Below are 19886 nucleotides of genomic sequence, written 5' to 3'. Positions count from 1 at the left end.
GCTATGACCCCTGGTTCCAACCTGCCGCTCAATGCCGTCCGTGTGACGGTGGACGTGGCTGCTCCGGTGCGGCTCGACGTATCGGGGCTCCTCCTCGCGGCGAACGGCAAGGTGCGCTCCGACGCCGACTTCATCTTCTACAACCAGCCCTCCGGCCCCGGCGTCAGCTACCGGTCCGGCGGCGGCGCGGCGCCGGACTCGATCACCGTGGACACCGGCGCGCTGCCCCCGGGCATCGAGCGGATCGTGGTCACGGCCAGCCCCGACGCGGCCGGGCAGAGCTTCCAGGGCATCGAGCCCACCGCCACCGTGCGCAACGCGGACGGCGGCGCGGTGATCGCCACCTTCACCCCGCCGCGGCTGGGCCCCGAGACGGCGCTCGTCGTCGTCGAGGTCTACCAGCGCGGCGGCGTGTGGAAGGTGCGCGCGGTCGGCCAGGGGTACGCGAACGGCCTCGCCGGCATCGCGACGGACTTCGGGGTCTCCGTGGACGAGGAGCCGGCGGCCCCCGCGCCCGCCGCCGTCGCCCCGGCCGCACCCCCGGCTCCCCCCGCTCCGCCGGCCTCCTACCCGGCCTCCCCCTGGCTCGGCGGCCCCTCCACGCCCGCCCCGGCCGCTCCCCCGGCCCCGCCGGCCCCCGCCCCCGTGGCCGCCGCGGCCGGAGCCGGGAAGATCAACCTGGACAAGGGGCGGGTCAGCCTCCAGAAGAACCAGACCGTCTCCCTGGTCAAGGGCGGCCGCCCGCTGCTCTCCCAGGTCAAGATGGGCCTGGGCTGGGAGCCCGCCTTCGGCGGCCGGGACATCGACCTCGACGCGTCCGTCATCGCCTACGGGCCCCAGCGCAACCACATCGACAGCTGCTACTTCGGCAAGCTGTCGATCCTCGGGGGCGCCATCAAGCACTCCGGAGACAACCTGACGGGCGAGGGCGCGGGCGACGACGAGGTGATCGTCGTGGACCTCGGCCGGCTCCCCGCGGACGCCACCGGACTGGTCTTCACGGTCAACTCCTTCTCCGGGCAGAAGTTCACCGAGGTGGCCAAGGCCTACTGCCGGCTGATCGACGCGGCGAGCGGGGAGGAGCTGGTGCGCTTCGACCTCACCGGTGCCGAGCCGCAGACCGGGGTCATGATGGCCAAGCTGATCAAGCAGTTCTCGGGCGAGTGGGAGATGACCGCCATGGGCGAGTTTGTGAAGTCGCGCACAGTGCGCGGCATGGTCAAGCCGGCCGCGCAGGCACTCTGAGCAGGTGGGCGGGCACATGGGGCCACAGCGGGGGACGGCGGGTGATGGATGCCACGCGTAATCCGGAGGTGGCTGTCAGTGCCCGCCCGTAGTCTTGGAGGTATGCACGAGTCACTCACCATCGCGGGGCCCGCCCGCCCGTCCGCCGCAGAGGCGAACGAGGCGATACGGCACCTTGTCGAGACCCGGGTGGACGGCGAGTGGCCCTCGGAGGCGTATGAGTTCCTCCTCGCCGAGTGGGCCGCGGCCTCCCGGGCGGAGGTCTCCGCGGCCCAGTAGGCGCCGACGGCGCGGCGGCCGTGCGCGCGGCGTCAGTGCGCGCGCCGCCACGGCCCGGTGATCGCCAGCATGATGCCCGGGTCCTGGATGTTGGCGTACAGGGTGCGCCCGTCCGGGGAGAAGCAGACACCGGTGAATTCGGAGTACTCCGGCTCCTCGGCCGTCCCGATGTTCAGCTCGTTGCGCGCCAGCGGGTAGGTACGGCCCGATTCGGTCGCGCCGAAGAGGTGCTGGAGGCCCGAGCCGTCCTCGGCGATGACGAGGCCCCCGTACGGCGACACGGTGATGTTGTCGGGGCCGTCGTAGCCGCCGTCCGCCGACGGGTTGGCGTTCACCCCGATCAGGACGGTCAGCCGGACCGTGCGCCGCTTGGGGTCGTAGAACCAGACCTGGCCGTCGTGCGCCGCGCCCGGGCTCTCCTCACGGGCGTAGGACGAGACGAAGTACGCGCCGCCGTCGGCCCACCACATGCCCTCCAGCTTGCGCGCCCGCGTCACGACGCCGTCCGCGAACTGCTTGCGCACGGGCACGGTCCGCGCGTCGCGGTCCGTCACGTCCACCCAGTCGACCCCGTAGACCGTGCCGATCTTCGTGGCGCGCGAGAGGTCGTCTACGAAGCGGCCGGAGCTGTCGATGCACTTGGCGGCCTGGAGCACGCCGGCGTCGGCGGAGAGGGTACGGAGCTTGCCGCGCCCGTGGCGGAAGCCGGCCGGCGGGTTCCAGCGGTAGAGGAGCCCGTTGGGGCCGGAGGCGTCCTCGGTGAGGTAGGCGTGGCCCCGGTGCGGGTCGATGACGACGGCCTCGTGCGCGTACCGCCCGAAGGCCTTGACCGGCTGCGGGTCGCGGTTGGCGCGGCGGTCGTGCGGGTCGACCTCGAAGACGTAGCCGTGGTCCTTCGTCATGCCGTTCTTGCCGGCCAGGTCCTCGGTCTCCTCGCAGGTCAGCCAGGTGTCCCAGGGGGTGGCGCCGCCCGCGCAGTTGGTCGACGTACCGGCGACGCCCACCCATTCGGCGACCTCGCCGCCGCGCCGGACCTCGACGACCGTGCAGCCGCCGGCCGCGGCCGGGTCGTAGACGAGGCCCTCGGTGAGCGGGACGGGGTGGGCCCAGTTCGCCCGCTTGCCCTTGAGCTCGTGGTTGTTGACGAGGAGGGTGACCCCGCGGTGGCCCTCGAAGGCGGCGGTCCCGTCGTGGTTGGACGGGGTGATCTCGCCGGACTCCAGCTTGGTGACCCCGCTGTGCGTGATGACGCGGTAGGTGAAGCCGGCGGGGAGGGCGAGGAGACCGGCCGGGTCGGGGACGAGGGGGCCGTAGCCGGGCTCGCAGGGCCGCCCGTGCTCGTCGCGGCTCGCGCTGTCGTCGGCGGCCAGCGCCCCGGGGGCGGTGGCGAGGGCGCCGACGGTCCCGGTGAGCGCGACTCCCGCGCCTGCGATGACGGTGCGGGCGGTGAAGTCTCTACGGCTGAGCGGCATCGGGTCTCCAGGGGTGGGGAGGTGGTGCGCCTGTCGTGCGGTCGTCGGCGCACACGCTCCCGCCCGCACGTGAACGGCGGCTGAACTACCCGCCAAGCGGAGCCGACCCCTTGCCCGCGCCCGGAATGGCCAACTCCGCCCCAGGAACGACGCGTTGTCGACGCCCGGCCCCGGGCCCCCGGAACGGCAACGGCCGGCCCGGCGCCGTGGGCGCCGGGCCGGCCGGGGACACGTCCGTGCCTCAGGTCATGCCTCAGTCCGTGCCTCAGTCCGTGCCGAACTCCATCGCGGCTCGGTCGAGCATCTCCTCTTCACCGGAGACCTCGCCGCGGGAGGCGATGGCCTCGGCGCCGCCCTCCGGCAGGGTGCCGATCAGCCCGGTGGCGGCCGCCTGGGCGGCGCCGATGGCGGGGCTGCCGGTGCCGATCAGGCCGAGGCCGGCGTACTGCTCCAGCTTGGCGCGCGAGTCGGCGATGTCGAGGTTGCGCATGGTGAGCTGGCCGATCCGGTCCACCGGGCCGAACGCGGAGTCCTCGGTGCGCTCCATGGACAGCTTGTCCGGGTGGTAGCTGAACGCCGGGCCCTTGGTGTCGAGGATCGAGTAGTCCTCGCCGCGCCGCAGCCGCAGGGTGACCTCGCCGGTGACGGCCGAGCCGACCCAGCGCTGGAGCGACTCGCGCACCATCAGCGCCTGCGGGTCGAGCCAGCGGCCCTCGTACATGAGGCGGCCGAGGCGCCGGCCCTCGTTGTGGTACTGCGCGAGGGTGTCCTCGTTGTGGATCGCGTTGACGAGGCGCTCGTACGCGGCGTGCAGCAGGGCCATGCCCGGGGCCTCGTAGATGCCGCGGCTCTTGGCCTCGATGATCCGGTTCTCGATCTGGTCCGACATGCCCATGCCGTGGCGGCCGCCGATGGCGTTGGCCTCCATCACCAGGTCGACGGCGGAGGCGAACTTCTTGCCGTTGATCGTCACGGGGCGGCCCTGGTCGAAGCCGATCGTCACGTCCTCGGTGGCGATCTCGACCGAGGGGTCCCAGAACCGCACGCCCATGATCGGCTCGACGGTCTCGACGCCCGTGTCGAGGTGCTCCAGGGTCTTGGCCTCGTGGGTGGCGCCCCAGATGTTGGCGTCGGTGGAGTACGCCTTCTCGGTGCTGTCACGGTAGGGGAGGTCGTGGGCGAGCAGCCACTCCGACATCTCCTTGCGGCCGCCGAGCTCGGTCACGAAGTCCGCGTCGAGCCAGGGCTTGTAGATCCGCAGGTGCGGGTTGGCGAGCAGACCGTAGCGGTAGAACCGCTCGATGTCGTTGCCCTTGAAGGTCGAGCCGTCGCCCCAGATCTGTACGTCGTCCTCGAGCATCGCCCGGACCAGCAGGGTGCCGGTGACGGCGCGGCCGAGCGGCGTCGTGTTGAAGTAGGCACGCCCGCCCGAGCGGATGTGGAACGCGCCGCAGGTGAGCGCGGCCAGTCCCTCCTCGACCAGCGACGCGCGGCAGTCGACCAGGCGCGCGATCTCGGCGCCGTAGGTCTTCGCACGGCCGGGCACCGAGGCGATGTCGGGCTCGTCGTACTGGCCGATGTCGGCGGTGTAGGTGCACGGGACGGCACCCTTGTCGCGCATCCAGGCGACTGCGACGGAGGTGTCGAGGCCGCCGGAGAAGGCGATGCCGACGCGTTCGCCGGCGGGGAGGGAGGTGAGGACCTTGGACATAGGAAGAGTATGCATTAACGCGTATGTTCATGCAAAGGGTCCAGGTCCGATCGCCCCTCCGGGCCCGGCGGGGCCGCTCAGGGCCCGGGGCCGGCCCGGCCCGTCTCCTCTGGTCAGGGCTGCCGGGACCGCGCCTTGAACGCCGCCTTGCGGGCCTCCTTCGCCGCCTTCTTGTCAGGGTGGAGGCGGCCCATCGCCTCCAGGACGTACGCCGTCGCCGGGTGCTCCACCCGCCACACCTGGTCGAAGAACCCGGCGTGGTGCGCGGTGAGGGTCTCCATGAGGAGCGGCAGCTCCTCGGTCTCCCCGTCGGCGGCGAGCTGCGCCGCGATCGTGTCGACCGTCAGCCAGAAGACCATCGCCCCGTCCGGCGCCGGTACGTCGGCCACCCCGCGCTCGGCCAGCCAGACCCGGGCGAGTCCCCCGAGCTCCGGGTCGTCCAGCACCGAGCGGACCGCGGGCTCGGCCTCCGGCCCGGCCGGGGCCAGGGCCTGCTGGCAGCGCAGCCGCCGCAGCGGGGCGCCCGGATCGTCACCGCGCGCGGCGTCCAGCAGCTCGGTCACGGCGGCGGGAGCCTCTCGGCCGGCCAGCCACAGCTCCATCTCGGCCTGGGCGGCGTGCTCGGGATAGGCGGAGACCGCGTCGAGCAGCGCGTCCGCGCCCTTGTCGGCCAGTTCGCCGACCGCGGGGGCCTCGACCCCGGCCTCCAGCATCCGGGCGCGGACCCCGTACAGGCCGAGGGGGGTCAGCCGGACCATCCCGTACCGGGAGACGTCCTCGTCGTCGTCCACGCCACCGTCGGCCCGGCCGCCGGCCGCGCCCGCCGCGAGCTCCTCATCGTCGGCTTCCGCCATCAGCGCCTCGTCGACCGGCTGGTACTCGACCAGCCCGATCGGCTCCAGCTGCCGGAACTGGTCGTCGAGGCGCATCATCGCGTCCGAGACCTGCTCCAGGACGGCGTCGGTCGGCTCCCCCATGTCGTCGGGCACGACCATGGACGCGGCGAGCACGGGCAGCGGAACAGGCCCCTCCGCCGCCCCGCCCTCGGCGACGGTGAGCAGGTAGAGGTTGGCGAGGACCCCGTCGAGGAAGTCCGCCTCGCGCCGCGGGTTCCAGTCCAGCTGGTCGAAGTCGATCTCGCCGCCCTCGTCCAGCGCGTCGACGAGGTCGTCCAGATCGGGTACCGCCGCGTCGGCGAGCACCGTGTCCAGGGCGGCCAGCCACAGGTCGAGCACGTCGCCGGGCGCGCCGCCCGTCACCAGCTCCAGGTCCTCACCGGGGGCGGCGGTGCCGGCCTCTTCCGCTCCGGAGTCCGCGGAGCCTCCTTCCTCCTCCGGTTCGGTCACGTCGACCAGGCCGGTGTCCACGGCCACCCGCCAGGCCTGGCTCGCGTACACCGCGGAGTCCGGGTCGGCGGGGTCGAGGCCGAGCACCTCGGCGGCCTCGGGGAGCTGGGCGGCGGCGAGTTCACCGCCGATTTCGACGCGGGTGTCGGGTCCGGCCCAGCGGGCCAGCCGCACGGCGCGGGCGAACAGCGGGGCGACAAGGGCGTCGCGGGCCAGTTCCGCATCGGAGTGCAGCCGAACCGGCGGCAGCGTGGGGTGCGGCTCTGCGGACATGGGGCGGTTCTCCTCGCGGACGCGGTGGGACGCGGTGGGGGCGGGCCGTGACGATCCGTCGGGCGGCCGGCCGGGCGCCCCAGCGTAGACGCATTTCGGGCGTCGGCGGCGGGTCATCGCCTTTGGTTCATCCCACAGTCAGCTTTCGTATCCCCTGGAGGCCTTGACAACTTTGCTGGCCACACAGGAAATTGACGCGCGTAGATGTTTCGCGGGCCGCAGACCTCCCGCAGATCTCGCGGATCCCACTGCCCCACCTGTCTCCTTCTTCCCCATCCCACACCGGAGTTCCCGCCCATGCGCTCCTCGCATCCCCGTTCCGCCGCCGTCGCGGCCCTCGTCGCCACCGCGCTGGCCACCGGCCTGCTCGCGGGCTCCGCCGACGCGGCCGAAGGCGCCGTGTCCGCCGATCCGATACGCATCCACGACATCCAGGGCACGACCCGGATATCCCCGCTCAACGGCAAGCAGGTCGCCGATGTCGCGGGCATCGTGACGGGCGTGCGTACGTACGGCTCGCGCGGGTTCTGGATCCAGGACCCGGAGGCCGACGACAACGACGCCACCAGCGAGGGCGTGTTCGTCTTCACGAGCTCCGCCCCGACCGTCGCCGTGGGCGACGCGGTGAAGGTCTCCGGCACGGTCGGCGAGTACGTCCCCGGCGGCGTCAACTCCGGGAACCAGTCGGCGACCCAGATCTCCAAGCCGACGGTCACCGTGGTCTCCTCGGGCAACGCGCTGCCCGAGGCCACCGCCATCAACGAGTACTCGGTGCCCGCCGAGTACGCTCCGGCCGGCGACCCGGCCGCCGCCGGCAGCATCAACGGCCTGACCCTGGAGCCCACGCGCTACGCCCTGGACTACTACGAGTCCCTCGAGGGCATGAACGTCAAGATCGGCACCTCGCGCGTGGTCGGCGCCACCGACCCGTACTCCGAGCTGTGGGTCACGGTGAAGGGCTGGGAGAACGCCGCCAAGCGCGGCGGCACGGTCTACGGCTCCTACGAGTCACAGAACACCGGCCGCCTCCAGATCCAGCAGCTCGCGCCGATCGCGCAGCAGCCCTTCCCGGTGGCCAACGTCGGCGACAGGCTGACCGGCACCACCGAAGGCCCGCTGGACTTCAACCAGTTCGGCGGCTACACCCTGGTGGCCCGCACCCTCGGCACGGTCAAGGCGGGCACCCTCGCCCCCGAGAAGACCAAGGCGCAGGGCCCGGGTGAGCTCGCGGTGGCGACGTACAACGTCGAGAACCTCGACCCGACCGACCCGCAGGAGAAGTTCGACAACCTCGCCAAGGCGGTCGTCGAGAACCTCGCCTCCCCCGACATCCTCGCCCTGGAGGAGATCCAGGACGACAACGGCGCCAAGAACGACGGCACCGTCTCGGCCGAGCAGACGCTGACGAAGTTCACGGCGGCGATCGCCGCCGCGGGCGGCCCCGCCTACCAGTGGCGGACCATCAACCCGGAGGACAAGAAGGACGGCGGGGAGCCCGGCGGCAACATCCGCCAGGTGTTCCTCTTCAACCCCGCCCGGGTCTCCTTCACCGACCGCGCCGCGGGCGACGCGACGACCGCGAACGGCGTCGTGCGGGAGAACGGCCACGCGGCCCTCACCCACTCCCCCGGCCGCATCGACCCGGCGAACCCGGCGTGGGCCGACAGCCGCAAGCCGCTGGCCGGCGAGTTCGTCTTCCGCGGCCGGACCGTCTTCGTGATCGCCAACCACTTCGGCTCCAAGGGCGGCGACGAGGGCCTGACCTCGCACCACCAGCCGCCGGTGCGCAAGTCGGAGGAGAAGCGGCTGCTCCAGGCGCAGGCCGTGAACGGCTTCGTCAAGGAGATCCTGGCGGCGGAGAAGAACGCGAACGTCCTCATCCTCGGCGACATCAACGACTTCGAGTTCTCGGCGACGACGAACGCGCTGACGGACGGCGGCGCGCTCTACCCGGCGATCAAGTCGCTGCCGAAGGCGGAACGTTACTCCTACGTCTACCAGGGCAACGCCCAGGTGCTGGACCAGATCCTGACGAGCCCGGCGATCAAGTCCTTCACGTACGACAGCGTGCACATCAACGCGGAGTTCTCGGCCCAGAACAGCGACCACGACCCCCAGGTGCTGCGCTTCAAGCCGTAGCCCGGGACGGCGCAGGGCCCGGCTGCCGTCCACAGCCGGGCCCTCTGCCACACTCCTGGCCATGATCTTCCGTACCGCAACCCGCGAGGACCTGCCCGCCGTACTCGCCCTGCTGGCCGACGAGGAGCGAGTGGTGGACCCGGCCTCGATCGTGGTCGGCGAGGCGCACGAGCGGGCCTTCGCGGCGATCGGGGCCGACCCCCGCAACGAGATGCTCGTCCTCACGGAGCCGGAGGGGAACGTGATCGGCTGCCTCCAGCTGACCTACATCCCGGGCCTCGGCCAGGACGGCCGGGAGCGGGCCCTGGTCGAGGCGGTACGGATCCGCCCGGACCGGCGCGGCGGGGGCCTGGGCGCGGAGCTGATGGCGCTGGCGGTGGACCGGGCCCGCGAGCGCGGCTGCGGCCTGGTCCAGCTGACCAGCAACAAGCGGCGCGGTGCCGCCCACCGCTTCTACGAGCGGCTCGGCTTCGCCCGCAGCCACGAGGGCTTCAAGTTGGACCTGGAGCCGTAGCGGTCGGCGTGGCGGGGTCGCGCCGGGGGCCGTTCTCGGACAAGGTGGGGACTTTCGGCCCTGGCGTGACGCTCGCCACATCCCTACCGAATCGGCGGCATGTGGTGTTGAGTGGCCCCACGCCCGATCTTGCACCGCCTTGTACCCCGGTACCCCGCACCCTCCGGAGGACCGCGTGTTCCCCTCCATCTCCCTCGCCCAGGAAATCGGCCTCGCCTTCCTGCTCGTCGCCGCCCTCGTCTGGGTCGTCGGCCTCGGCCACATGCTGTGGGACAGCCGCTTCCACCACCCGGAGCCAGGCGCCTTCGAGGGCCTGCCGGTGATCCCGGCCCAGCGCACCGCCGCCGCGCACCCGATGGAGTCGGTGGAGCTGACGGAGGCGGAACAGCAGGCCTTCGCGGGCCTGGTCCGGACGATCCCGCTGCGCTGACCCGCGTACGCACGCACCTGTGACGCGAACGCCCTCCCACCCCGGCCGGGGTGGGAGGGCGTTCGCGTGGACCGGGCCGCTGCGCCGGCGGCGCCGAAGTGCCCCGGTAGCGGGGTCCTGGGACAATGAGGGGAGAGACTCGGATCCGAACGGGAGTCTTCCGCGCGTCCGCGGGGCCGGGGCCGGGCTCCGGGAAGCCACCGGGCACCGGTGCGCCCGGCCTGCTGTCCACAGCAGGCATCCATGCGGCCGATCACCAGCGGTGGCGCACTGCACCCCGCCCGCGGCAGGCGGACGCGTACCGGCCTGGCGAGGTCACGAAGGAGACCGTCAGGGCCGGCCAGGACCATCACAGATCTGTGAGAGGAACGACCATGTCTCCTACGCGTTCCCGCCGCATGCGCAACCTTACCCGGGGAGCAGCGGTCGGTGCCGCCTGCGCCTTGCTCGCCGTCGGCGGCGTCACTGCCACCAGCGCCGCGCCCCTGTCCCAGCCCGCCGCCGCGTCGGCCGTGACGGTCGAGGGTACGGAAGTCCGCATCGAAGGCTTCAAGTTCATCCCTGCGGACGTCAAGGTGAGCGCCGGTGCAACGGTCACCGTGGTGAACAAGGACTCGGCTCCGCACACCCTGACCGCCACCGACGGCTATGCCTTCGACACCGGCACGATCGAAGCCGGCAAGTCGGCCACCTTCACGGCACCGTCCAAGCCCGGCAGCTACGACTTCGTGTGCTCCCTCCACCCGCAGATGAAGGGGACCCTCGTCGTCAGCTGACGCCGAATGACGGAGCGAGCACCTTTCCGGGACGCAGAAGCGCCCTCCCCGGCCTGTCGGCCGCGGGAGGGCGCTCGGTGCCGGCGACCAGCGCTGTGGCGGGCCGTCAGTTGTGGCTGTGCAGGACCTCGTTCAGGCCGCCCCAGGCCGCCTTGTACGGGCGGGCCTCGACTGCGCCGGTGACCGAGTTGCGGCGGAAGAGGATGTTGTTGGCGCCCGAGAGCTCCAGGGCCTTGACGATCTGGCCGTCCGGCAGGGTGACGCGGGTGCCCGCGGTCACGTAGAGGCCGGCCTCGACGACGCACTCGTCGCCCAGCGCGATGCCGACGCCCGCCTCGGCGCCGATCAGGGTGCGCTCGCCGATCGAGATGATCTGCTTGCCGCCGCCGGAGAGGGTGCCCATGGTGGACGCGCCGCCGCCGATGTCGGAGCCGTCGCCGACGACGACGCCCGCCGAGATGCGGCCCTCGACCATGGAGGTGCCCAGGGTGCCGGCGTTGAAGTTGACGAAGCCCTCGTGCATGACGGTGGTGCCCTCGGCGAGGTGCGCGCCGAGGCGGACGCGGTCCGCGTCGGCGATGCGCACGCCCTTGGGGGCGACGTAGTCCGTCATCCGCGGGAACTTGTCGATCGAGGTGACCTGGAGGTGCAGGCCCTCGGCGCGCGCGTTGAGGCGGACGGTCTCGACCAGGTCGACCGCGACCGGGCCGAGCGAGGTCCAGGCGACGTTGGCCAGCAGGCCGAAGACGCCGTCCAGGTTCTGGCCGTGGGGCTTGACCAGGCGGTGGCTGAGCAGGTGCAGGCGCAGGTACGCGTCGTGCGCGTCCAGCGGCTTGTCCTCCAGGGAGGCGATCACCGTACGGACGGCCACGACCTCGACGCCGCGGACCGCGTCCTGGCGGATCGCCTTGGCCGCGGCGGCGCCCAGCAGCTCCACGGCCTGGTCGGCGGTGAGGCGCTCGGTGCCGGCCGGGCCGGGCTCGGCGACCAGCTCGGGGGCGGGGAACCAGGTGTCGAGGACGGTGCCGTCGGCGGCGAGGGTGGCAAGGCCGGCGGCGACGGCGCCGGTGGTACGCGTAGCAGTCATGCCAGAAACCTAACCGGCGACGGCCCGCGGTTGCGAACCGGTCTCATGTGCCGGGCGCGCGGCGTGTCGGCGTACGGGGGCGGGCTGTGAGTTCCTTTTGGGAACGGACTATGCCACCATGGCAGCACAGCCCCGGGTCCACGGACAAAGGAGTTCCCATGGCCCAGCGGACCGCGCTCGGCGACGCCGACTGCTCCATCGCCCAGGCCCTCGACGTGGTGGGCGACTGGTGGACGCTGCTGATCGTGCGCGACACGGCGCGCGGCGTGCACCGCTTCGACGAGCTCCAGCGCGAGCTGGGGGTGTCACGGAAGGTCCTGACCGAGCGGCTGAAGCTGCTGGTCGAGGCGGGGGTGCTGACGCGCGTGCCGTACCGGGAGCGCCCGGTACGGCACGAGTACCGGCTGACCCCGCGGGGGCGGGGGCTGCTGCCGGTGCTGATCGCCCTCCAGGACTGGGGGGACAGTTGGATCCTGGGAGAGGGAGAGATGACGGCTACCACCGAAGAGGCCTCGCGGGAGGCGAAGCGGGTGCACGCGCTGCGGGGCACCCGGCTACCGGAGCTGCTGCTGCCGAACCGGTTCGGCGAGGTCGCCGACCCGGTGGCCGATACGCCGTTCACGGTCCTGTACTGCTTCCCGGGCGCGTACGCCCGGGCCGAGTCCTACCCGCCGGGGTGGGCGGGGATCCCGGGCGCCAAGGGCTGTACGTTCGAGTCGTGCACGTACCGGGACCAGCTCGCGGAGTTCACCGCGGCCGGCGCCACCGTGCACGGGGTGTCGACCCAGCGGGTGGACGAGCAGCGGGAGTTCGCGGAGCAGGAGCGGTTGCGGTTCCCGCTGTTCTCGGACGCGGAGCTCGCCTTGGCGGCGGCGCTGCGGCTGCCGACGTTCCGGGCGGGGGGCGTGACGCGGCTGAAGCGGCTGACCCTGGTCGTGGACCGGGACCGCACCGTACGCGAGGTCTTCTACCCGATCCAGGACATCGAAGCGAGCGTGTCCGCGGCCCTGGCATCGGTCCGCGCCGCCACCTGACCCCCGGGGCTCCGCGCTCGGGGCCGCTAGGCGGGGCGGAGCACCCGGGTCAGGATGTCGCGCGCGTACCGCTCGTCGTACTCCGTGCCCGCCAGGAGGACCTGGAGGCTGATGCCGTCCATGACCGCGACCAGGGCCCGGGCCGTCACCGGATCCGTGCGGGAGGCCAGCGCCGTGGCCACGGACTCGCACCACTCCGCCGCCACCGGCCGCAGCGCCGGCCGCCGCAGGGCCGCCAGGTAGAGCTCGTACTCCAGCTCCACCCGGCCCCGGTCCGCCGCCAGGAACTCGCCCAGCAGACGGGCCAGCGCCCCCGCCAGGTCCGCCTCCGGATCGGCCAGCGCGGCCGAGTCCGCGACCGCCCGCGCGAAGCCCTCGTTCGCCTCGCGCAGCGCCGCGACCAGCAGGTCGTCGAGCGTCTTGAAGTGGTACGTCGTCGACCCGAGCGGTACGTCGGCCTCCGCCGCCGCGCTGCGGTGGCTCAGCCCCGCGATGCCCTTGGCGCCCACCACCCGGATCGCCGCGTCGATGATCCGCCGGCGCCGGTCGGGGTCGTAGCGCCGTACGGCGGGGGCCATCAGTGCGCCCCGCCGAGGTTGAGCAGGACCACCCCGCCGATCACCAGGAGGATCCCGGCGATCTTCGCGGCGGTGGCCGCCTCCCCCATGAACACCATGCCTATGGCGGCGATGGCGGCGGTCCCGACCCCGGCCCATATCGCGTACGCCGTGCCGACCGACATCGACTTCAGCGTCTGCGCGAGCAGCGTGAAGGCGATGACGTAGCCCAGCAGCGTGCCCAGCGAGGGCCACAGCTTCGTGAAGCCCTCGCTGTACTTCATGGCGGTGGTCCCGGCGACCTCGGCGGCGATGGCCGCGGCAAGCAACACGTACGGCATGTGTACTAGCGTACACATCGTTGCGTACACCTGTACACACGCACGCCCCGGGACTCCTGCGCCCCGCGGCGCTACCCTGTCCGCCTCCAGCGGAGAGGGGCCCGCGCATGGCGCAGCACTGGACCCACCGGGGCGGCGGCTGGCTGCCCCCGCAGTCGCCGCGGCCCGGCGTGATACCCCTGCGGCCGCTGGGGCCGCGGGAGATCCTCGGCGGCGCCCTCACCACCCTGGGCCGGTACGGGGGCCGGCTGATCGGCGCGCTGCTCCTGGGCCAGCTGGCCGGGCTGCTCGTGCTCGCCGCCGTCGCCGGGGCTGCCACCCTCGCCTCCCTCACGCGCACCGCCGGCAGCCGGGCGTTCGTCTACACCCTCGTCCCCGCCACCGCCCTGTTCCTGCTCTTCGCATGGGCGCTGGCCACGGCCCTGGCCACCGCGCTGCTCCGACCGGCCGTGCTCGGCCGCCCGGTCACCGCGCTCGGGCTGCTGCGGGCCGCCGCGCCCCGGATCCCCGCGGTGTTCGGGGCCCGGCTGCTGGCCCTGATGGCCGCCGCGGGCCCCGCCGCGGCCGCCCTCGCCGTGGGCCTCCCTCCGCTCGCCGTGCTGCCCCTCGCCCCGGTCGCCCTGTGGCTCGGGGTCCTCTTCGCCCTGGCGCCCACGGCCGCCGGGTACGAGGTGCTCGGCCCGGTGGCGGCCCTGCGCCGCTCGGCCCGCCTGGTGCGGGGGGCCTGGTGGCGGACCCTCGGCATCACGGTGCCGGCCGGGGCGCTCGCGCTGGGCGCCGCGTACGCCGTCCAGTCCTGGTTCGGCGTACTCGGCTCCCTGCTGGCCCCGGCCCTGCTGCTGACCCTCCCCCAACTCGGCGCGGGCCTGCTCTACATGGACCGGCTGCTGCGCCGCGAACCGGGCGTCACCCCAGGGTGAACCAGGCCGCCCGCGCCTTCTTCCACTCCGGGTGCGTCAGGTCCTTGGCCTCGGTGCCGTCCCCGTACAGGTCCGCGGACCCGCTGTCGGTGATCAGCTGCACCCGCGCGCCCGCCGCCGTCAGGTCCGGCACGTCCACGATGGCCTCCCAGCCGCCCGGGTCGGTGGTCGGCAGGTCGGCCCGCTTGACCGGGGCGTGGCCGGGGACCCCGTCCCACTGGTAGAGCGCGTACGGGTCGGAATTGTCGTCGGCGGCCCAGGACCCGGCCAGGATCAGGTACTGCCCGGCCGCGTTCTTGCGGATGTCCCGGACGGACAGCCCGCCGAGGTCGAGCTCGACGCCCGCCCCGAAGACCGCCTTGGCCCCGGACGCCAGGACCTTGTCGAAGTTCGTCACCGGCACGAGCAGGGCCTTGCCGCCGGGGACGGCGGGCGCGAGCGGGGCCCGGAAGCCCAGGTAGGCGGTGGTCGTGGAGCCCGGCGCGAACTCCAGCCCCTCCACGTTGAACCCGTCGATCTGCTTGGGCGCCTCACCCGCCGCCGTCCCGGCCGCGAAGCCGTAGCGGTTCCCGTTCGCCACGTCCCAGGCCACCAGGTCCTCGCGGAGCTTCTTGTACGAGCGCCCGTACGCGAGCTGCGTGCCCGTCCCGGATCCGCTCACGGTGGTGGTGAACACCGTGTTCCGCGGCGCCTTGTACTCGCCGTCCTTGTTGTTGCCGAGCGAGCCCGTCCAGTAGATGGTGTCGCCGATCCGGGTCGCCCCCTCGATGTCGACCTCCTTGGTGACCCCGAGCTGCGAGCTGAAGTCCCAGGTCCGCAGCGGGGCGCCCGAGCGGGAACGGTCGTACAGGCGCAGCACGTTGGACTCGTCGTCGGCGACGACCACGTACCCGCCGCCCACGTCCACCGCGGCCGAGGCGTCCGAGGAGCCGGAGAGGTACCGCGCGTCGGCCGGGTTCTGCACGGCGGCCGAAGCCGCGTAGTACAGCGTCTTGGTGGCGCTCTTGCCGCCCAGCCCGGTCACCTTGACGGTGAGGTTGGTGTAGCCGCGGCCGCGTGCGGTGACGGCCAGCTGCCGCACCGCCCCGGTGCCCGTGACGGTGACGTCCCCGGTGCCGGCGACCGAGGCCTTGCTCGACGCCGTGGCGCTGACGGTCAGCGCGGAGGCGTCGGCTCCGCTCTGTCCCACGGTCACGTCGACCACCGGGTCCCCGACCGCGCCGACGGCTCCGGACAGGTAGGAGGCGGACAGTCCGATGGTCGGCGTCCCGTACGTGACGGCCTGGGCGGGCGCGGCGACGGCGGCGACCAGCAGGGCCGCGGTACCGGCAACGGCGAACTTCTTCATCGGTGACCCCCACGGGTGAAGTTGAGCGTGAACCAGGCGGACCGGGACTTCTTCCACTCGGGGTGGTCGAGGTCCTTGGCTTCCCTGCCGTCGCCGTACAGGTCGGCGGCGCCGTTGTCGGTGATCAGCTGGACCCGGGCGCCGGGCACCCGCAGATCGGGTACGTCGACCACGGCCTCCCAGCCGCCGGGGTCGTTGGTGGGCAGGTCGGCCCGCTTGCGCGGGGCGTGGCCGGGGACGCCGTCCCACTGGTAGAGCGCGTACGGGTCGCTGTTGTCGTCGGCGGCGAAGGAGCCGGCCAGGATCAGGTACTGGTCGGCGGCGTTCTTCCGGATGTCACGGACGGCGAGTCCGCCGAGGTTCATTTCGATCGCTTCGCCGAAGACGGGCTCGGCGCCGCTCGCCAGGACCCGGTCGAAGTTGGTGACGGGCACGATCAGCGCCTTCCCGCCGGGGACGGCGGGCGCGAGCGGGGCCCGGAAGCCCAGGTAGGCGGTGGTCGTGGAGCCCGGCGCGAACTCCAGCCCCTCCACGTTGAACCCGTCGATCTGCTTGGGCACCTCACCCGCCGCCGTCCCGGCCGCGAAGCCGTAGCGGTTGCCGTTCGCCACGTCCCAGGCCACCAGGTCCTCGCGCAGGCCCTTGTAGGCACTGCCGAAGGTGACCTCGGTGTCGGCGCCGGAGCCGGTGATCCGTGTGGTGAAGACGGTGTTCCGCTCGGCCTTGTACTTGCCGTCCTTGTTGTTGCCGAGCGAGCCGGTCCAGTAGACGGTGTCGCCCACCCGGGCGGCGCCCTCGATGTCGACCTCCTTCTTCAGGCCGAGCGCGGCCCCGAGGTCCCAGGTCTTCACCGGGGCGCCCGAGCGGGAACGGTCGTACAGGCGCAGCACGTTGGTCTCGTCGTCGGCGACGAGCGCGTATCCGCCGCCCGCGTCCACCGCGGCGGATGCGTCGGAGGAGCCGGTCAGGTAGCGGGTGCCCAGGGCGCCGCCGACCCGGGCGGAGGCCGCGTAGGAGAGGGTGGCCGTCGCGGTCTGCCCGCCGCGCCCCGTGACCTGGAGGGTCAGCTCGGTGTAGCCCCGCGCGCGGGGGTGGACCGTCAGCCGCCGGTCGCCGTCCTGCGTGCGCTCCTGCCGTACGTCGTCCACACCGGCCACGGCCGGATTGCTGGAGGCCACCACCTGGAGCCGCAGGAAACCGGCCGGAACACCGGCCTGCTCGACGTCCGCGGTCACGGCCGGGTCGCCGACGGCGCCCACCGCACCACCGAGGTGCGTGGCGGACAGGGCTATCGTCACGGGGGCGGCCCCCGTCCCCGCGTGCGCGGGCGCGGTCAGCCCCGCGACCAGCAGGGCCGCGGCCCCCGCGGCGCCCACTGCACCGCAGCGGGCCGCCGGTGAAAGACGAACGGTCACAAGGATCCTCTCGGGTGCGCCGTCACGTCGTGACGGCCGTCGAGAAGATTCGGCCACGGTGGCCAACACCGCGTGCACGGCATCAGTCCACTCGGAAAACAGGGAGGGCCCCCGGCACGACAGTGCCGGGGGCCCTCCCTGTACGGGCGTCGATCAGACGTTGAAACCGAGCGCGCGGAGCTGCTCACGGCCATCGTCCGTGATCTTGTCCGGACCCCACGGGGGCATCCAGACCCAGTTGATGCGAAGTTCGTTGACGATGCCGTCCGTCGCCGACTTCGCCTGGTCCTCGATGACGTCCGTCAGCGGGCAGGCCGCCGAGGTCAGCGTCATGTCGAGGGTGGCGATGTTCGCGTCGTCGATGTGGATGCCGTAGATCAGGCCCAGGTTGACGACGTCGATGCCCAGCTCGGGGTCGACCACGTCGTAGAGGGCCTCGCGGACCTCTTCCTCGGTGGCCGGCTTGGTCGACGCCTCGGGCGTCGCGTTCTCGGTCATGCCGTCTTCCTCTCCGCGTCGCCCAGTGCCTGGGCGGTCGCGTCCTTCCACGCCATCCAGCTCAGGAGAGCACACTTCACGCGCGCCGGATACTTGGAGACGCCGACGAACGCGACCGCGTCCTCCAGCACCTCCTCCATGGCCTCGTCGGGTTCGATCTTGCCCTTGGACTGCATCATCTCCAGGAAGACAGCCTGGATCTTCTGCGCCTCGGCCAGTTCCTTGCCGACCAGCAGCTCGTTCAGCACGGACGCGCTGGCCTGGCTGATGGAGCAGCCCTGGCCCTCGTAGGAGACGTCGGTGAGCGTCTCGCCGTCGTACTTCACGCGCAGCGTGATCTCGTCGCCGCACGTCGGGTTGACGTGGTGCACCTCGGCGTCGCCGTCGCGCAGGCCACGCCCGTGCGGGTGCTTGTAGTGGTCCAGGATCAGTTCCTGGTACATCGAATCCAGCTTCACTGCGTCCTCGTCGCCTCGTCCGTCAGCCGAAGAAGTTCCGTACGTGCTCCAGCCCGTCGATCAGCGCGTCGACATCGGCCGGAGAGGAGTACAGGTAGAAAGACGCTCGCGTCGTCGCCGGAATTCCGTAGCGCAGGCAGACGGGGCGCGCGCAGTGGTGTCCCACGCGGACCGCGATGCCCTGCTCGTCCAGCACCTGACCGACGTCGTGCGGGTGGATGTCGCCGAGTACGAAGGAGATCGCCGCGCCGCGGTCCTCGGCCGTGGTGGGGCCGATGATCCGCAGGTCGGGCACCTCGGAGAGGCGCTTGATCGCGTACTCGGTGATCGCGTGCTCGTGCGCGGCGATCTTGTCCATGCCGATCGCGGTCAGGTAGTCCACGGCCGCGCCGAGGCCGACGGCCTGGGCGATCGGGGGCGTACCCGCCTCGAACTTGTGGGGCGCCGGGGCGTAGGTCGAGGCGTGCATCGACACGGTCTCGATCATCTCGCCGCCGCCGAGGAACGGAGGCAGGTCCTCCAGGAGCTCCTGGCGGCCCCACAGAACGCCGATGCCGGTCGGGCCGCACATCTTGTGACCGGTGAAGGCCACGAAGTCGGCGCCGAGCGCCTGTACGTCCAGCGGCATGTGCGGAGCGGCCTGGGAGGCGTCGATCAGCACCAGGGCGCCGACGTCCTGGGCGCGCCGGACGATCGCCTCGACCGGGTTGACCGTGCCCATGATGTTGGAGACCAGCGTGAAGGAGACGATCTTCGTCTTCTCCGTGATGACCTCTTCGATGTTGGACAGGTCGAGCCGGCCGTCGTCGGTGAGGCCGAACCACTTCAGCTTCGCGCCGGTGCGCTGCGCGAGCAGCTGCCACGGCACGATGTTGGAGTGGTGCTCCATCTCCGTGATGGCGATCTCGGTGTCGCGGTCGACCCGGTAGGGCTCGTCGGCCCAGCCGAGCATGTTCGCGACCAGGTTGAGCGACTCCGAGGCGTTCTTGGTGAAGATCACCTCGTCGCGGCTCGGCGCGTTGATGAAGGCGGCGACCTTGTCGCGGGCGCCCTCGTACAGCGCCGTGGCCTCCTCGGCGAGCACGTGCACGCCGCGGTGGACGTTGGCGTTGTGCTGCTCGTAGTACTCGTTCAGCGCGTCGAGCACCTGGCGCGGCTTCTGCGAAGTCGCCGCGTTGTCCAGGTAAACGATCTTCTTCCCGTCGTGGACCACACGATCCAGAAGGGGGAAGTCCTTGCGGATCGCCTCGGTGTCGAGGAGGCCAGGCAGCTGTGTCACGCGGTTGCGCCACCCTTCACGTACTTGTCGTAGCCCTCGGCCTCCAGCTGGTCGGCGAGCTCGGCGCCGCCGGACTCGGCGATGCGGCCGTTCGCGAACACGTGCACGAAGTCGGGCTTGATGTAGCGCAGGATGCGCGTGTAGTGGGTGATCAGCAGCGTGCCGACCTCACCGGTCTCGCGGACGCGGTTGACACCCTCGGAGACGATGCGCAGGGCATCGACGTCCAGGCCGGAGTCGGTCTCGTCGAGGATCGCGATCTTCGGCTTCAGGAGCTCCAGCTGGAGGATCTCGTGGCGCTTCTTCTCACCGCCGGAGAAGCCCTCGTTGACGTTGCGCTCGGCGAAGGCCGGGTCCATCTGGAGCTGCTCCATCGCGGACTTGACCTCCTTCACCCAGGTACGCAGCTTCGGGGCCTCGCCGCGGATGGCGGTGGCCGAGGTGCGCAGGAAGTTGGAGACCGAGACGCCGGGGACCTCGACCGGGTACTGCATGGCGAGGAAGACGCCGGCGCGGGCGCGCTCGTCGACGGTCATCTCCAGGACGTCTTCGCCGTCGAGGGTCACGGTGCCACCGGTGATGGTGTACTTCGGGTGACCGGCGAGCGAGTACGCCAGGGTGGACTTGCCGGAGCCGTTCGGACCCATGATGGCGTGCGTCTCACCCTGCTTGACGGTGAGGTCGACGCCCTTGAGGATCTCGCGGGCGCCGTTCTCGGCCTCGACGGAGACGTGCAGGTCGTGGATTTCAAGCGTTGCCATGGA

20 protein-coding genes are annotated in these 19886 nt (G+C 72.1%); 8 read left to right on the top strand and 12 right to left on the bottom strand.

The window, feature by feature from the left end; translation table 11 throughout:
* Window positions 1-3: 3 nt before the first annotated feature.
* Together ACGFYU_RS23720 and ACGFYU_RS23715 are read left to right on the top strand one after the other, a co-directional pair.
* On the top strand, window positions 4-1245 hold the full coding sequence (locus ACGFYU_RS23720) for a TerD family protein (protein WP_393829376.1): 1242 nt from the start codon (window positions 4-6) through the stop codon (window positions 1243-1245).
* 102 nt (window positions 1246-1347) lie between these two features.
* Window positions 1348-1524: a hypothetical protein gene (locus ACGFYU_RS23715; RefSeq protein WP_382644467.1), complete on the top strand. Its 177-nt coding sequence runs from the start codon at window positions 1348-1350 to the stop codon at window positions 1522-1524.
* 32 nt (window positions 1525-1556) lie between these two features.
* Here the strand turns inward: ACGFYU_RS23715 and ACGFYU_RS23710 are convergent, their stop codons facing one another.
* From ACGFYU_RS23710 to ACGFYU_RS23700, 3 genes are all read right to left on the bottom strand, one after another.
* A complete protein-coding gene (locus ACGFYU_RS23710) occupies window positions 1557-2996 on the bottom strand; it encodes an alkaline phosphatase PhoX (RefSeq protein WP_393829307.1) in 1440 nt (479 codons plus the stop codon).
* Window positions 2997-3261: 265 nt separating this feature from the next.
* Entirely contained in the window at window positions 3262-4707 is a 1446-nt protein-coding gene (gene argG, locus ACGFYU_RS23705; protein ID WP_393829306.1) for an argininosuccinate synthase, read from the bottom strand.
* A gap of 113 nt (window positions 4708-4820) precedes the next feature.
* Window positions 4821-6326: a hypothetical protein gene (locus ACGFYU_RS23700; RefSeq protein ID WP_393829305.1), complete on the bottom strand. Its 1506-nt coding sequence runs from the start codon at window positions 6324-6326 to the stop codon at window positions 4821-4823.
* Window positions 6327-6623: 297 nt separating this feature from the next.
* Between ACGFYU_RS23700 and ACGFYU_RS23695 the strand changes: the two genes are divergently transcribed.
* From ACGFYU_RS23695 to ACGFYU_RS23680, 4 genes are all read left to right on the top strand, one after another.
* Window positions 6624-8465: an endonuclease/exonuclease/phosphatase family protein gene (locus ACGFYU_RS23695; RefSeq protein WP_393829304.1), complete on the top strand. Its 1842-nt coding sequence runs from the start codon at window positions 6624-6626 to the stop codon at window positions 8463-8465.
* Window positions 8466-8526: 61 nt separating this feature from the next.
* Window positions 8527-8979, top strand: coding sequence for a GNAT family N-acetyltransferase (locus ACGFYU_RS23690; RefSeq protein ID WP_393829303.1), 453 nt, complete (start codon window positions 8527-8529; stop codon window positions 8977-8979).
* Window positions 8980-9154: 175 nt separating this feature from the next.
* Window positions 9155-9409 carry a hypothetical protein gene (locus tag ACGFYU_RS23685; protein ID WP_393829302.1) on the top strand — a complete coding sequence of 85 codons (255 nt, stop codon included), beginning with the start codon at window positions 9155-9157 and terminating at the stop codon, window positions 9407-9409.
* A 374-nt stretch (window positions 9410-9783) separates the two neighbouring features.
* Window positions 9784-10185, top strand: coding sequence for a cupredoxin family copper-binding protein (locus ACGFYU_RS23680; protein ID WP_393829301.1), 402 nt, complete (start codon window positions 9784-9786; stop codon window positions 10183-10185).
* 106 nt (window positions 10186-10291) lie between these two features.
* Here the strand turns inward: ACGFYU_RS23680 and dapD are convergent, their stop codons facing one another.
* Window positions 10292-11272, bottom strand: a complete 981-nt coding sequence (gene dapD / locus ACGFYU_RS23675) for a 2,3,4,5-tetrahydropyridine-2,6-dicarboxylate N-succinyltransferase (RefSeq protein ID WP_393829300.1) — start codon at window positions 11270-11272, stop codon at window positions 10292-10294.
* A gap of 158 nt (window positions 11273-11430) precedes the next feature.
* On the opposite strand from dapD, the gene ACGFYU_RS23670 reads away from it, so the two are divergent.
* Window positions 11431-12306 (top strand): winged helix-turn-helix transcriptional regulator, encoded by an 876-nt coding sequence (locus ACGFYU_RS23670; RefSeq protein ID WP_393829299.1) that lies wholly within the window; start codon window positions 11431-11433, stop codon window positions 12304-12306.
* A 26-nt stretch (window positions 12307-12332) separates the two neighbouring features.
* On the opposite strand, the gene ACGFYU_RS23665 is transcribed toward ACGFYU_RS23670, so the two are convergent.
* Window positions 12333-12884: a TetR/AcrR family transcriptional regulator gene (locus tag ACGFYU_RS23665; protein ID WP_393829298.1), complete on the bottom strand. Its 552-nt coding sequence runs from the start codon at window positions 12882-12884 to the stop codon at window positions 12333-12335.
* On the bottom strand, window positions 12884-13204 hold the full coding sequence (locus tag ACGFYU_RS23660) for a DMT family transporter (protein WP_393829297.1): 321 nt from the start codon (window positions 13202-13204) through the stop codon (window positions 12884-12886). Before ACGFYU_RS23660 ends, ACGFYU_RS23665 begins: the two co-directional genes overlap by 1 nt.
* Before the next feature lie 107 nt (window positions 13205-13311).
* Between ACGFYU_RS23660 and ACGFYU_RS23655 the strand changes: the two genes are divergently transcribed.
* Window positions 13312-14124, top strand: a complete 813-nt coding sequence (locus ACGFYU_RS23655) for a hypothetical protein (RefSeq protein ID WP_393829296.1) — start codon at window positions 13312-13314, stop codon at window positions 14122-14124.
* Here the strand turns inward: ACGFYU_RS23655 and ACGFYU_RS23650 are convergent.
* From ACGFYU_RS23650 to sufC, 6 genes are all read right to left on the bottom strand, one after another.
* Entirely contained in the window at window positions 14111-15472 is a 1362-nt protein-coding gene (locus ACGFYU_RS23650) for a hypothetical protein (protein WP_393829295.1), read from the bottom strand. The genes ACGFYU_RS23655 and ACGFYU_RS23650 overlap by 14 nt on opposite strands.
* Entirely contained in the window at window positions 15469-16893 is a 1425-nt protein-coding gene (locus ACGFYU_RS23645; protein ID WP_393829375.1) for a DUF3616 domain-containing protein, read from the bottom strand. Before ACGFYU_RS23645 ends, ACGFYU_RS23650 begins: the two co-directional genes overlap by 4 nt.
* Window positions 16894-17040: 147 nt before the next feature.
* A complete protein-coding gene (locus tag ACGFYU_RS23640; RefSeq protein WP_030027092.1) occupies window positions 17041-17385 on the bottom strand; it encodes a metal-sulfur cluster assembly factor in 345 nt (114 codons plus the stop codon).
* Window positions 17382-17843 (bottom strand): Fe-S cluster assembly sulfur transfer protein SufU, encoded by a 462-nt coding sequence (sufU, locus tag ACGFYU_RS23635; protein ID WP_030027090.1) that lies wholly within the window; start codon window positions 17841-17843, stop codon window positions 17382-17384. The genes ACGFYU_RS23640 and sufU overlap by 4 nt, the downstream gene beginning before the upstream one ends.
* Window positions 17844-17865: 22 nt before the next feature.
* Window positions 17866-19122, bottom strand: a complete 1257-nt coding sequence (locus ACGFYU_RS23630) for a cysteine desulfurase (RefSeq protein ID WP_393829294.1) — start codon at window positions 19120-19122, stop codon at window positions 17866-17868.
* Window positions 19119-19883: a Fe-S cluster assembly ATPase SufC gene (sufC, locus tag ACGFYU_RS23625; RefSeq protein WP_393829293.1), complete on the bottom strand. Its 765-nt coding sequence runs from the start codon at window positions 19881-19883 to the stop codon at window positions 19119-19121. Before sufC ends, ACGFYU_RS23630 begins: the two co-directional genes overlap by 4 nt.
* Between the last annotated feature and the right edge of the window lie 3 nt (window positions 19884-19886).

This window comes from Streptomyces sp. NPDC048337, from assembly GCF_043201175.1.
Lineage (GTDB): Bacteria > Actinomycetota > Actinomycetes > Streptomycetales > Streptomycetaceae > Streptomyces.
Note: the sequence above shows the minus strand (reverse complement) of the source record. Positions and strands in the feature narration are given on the sequence as shown.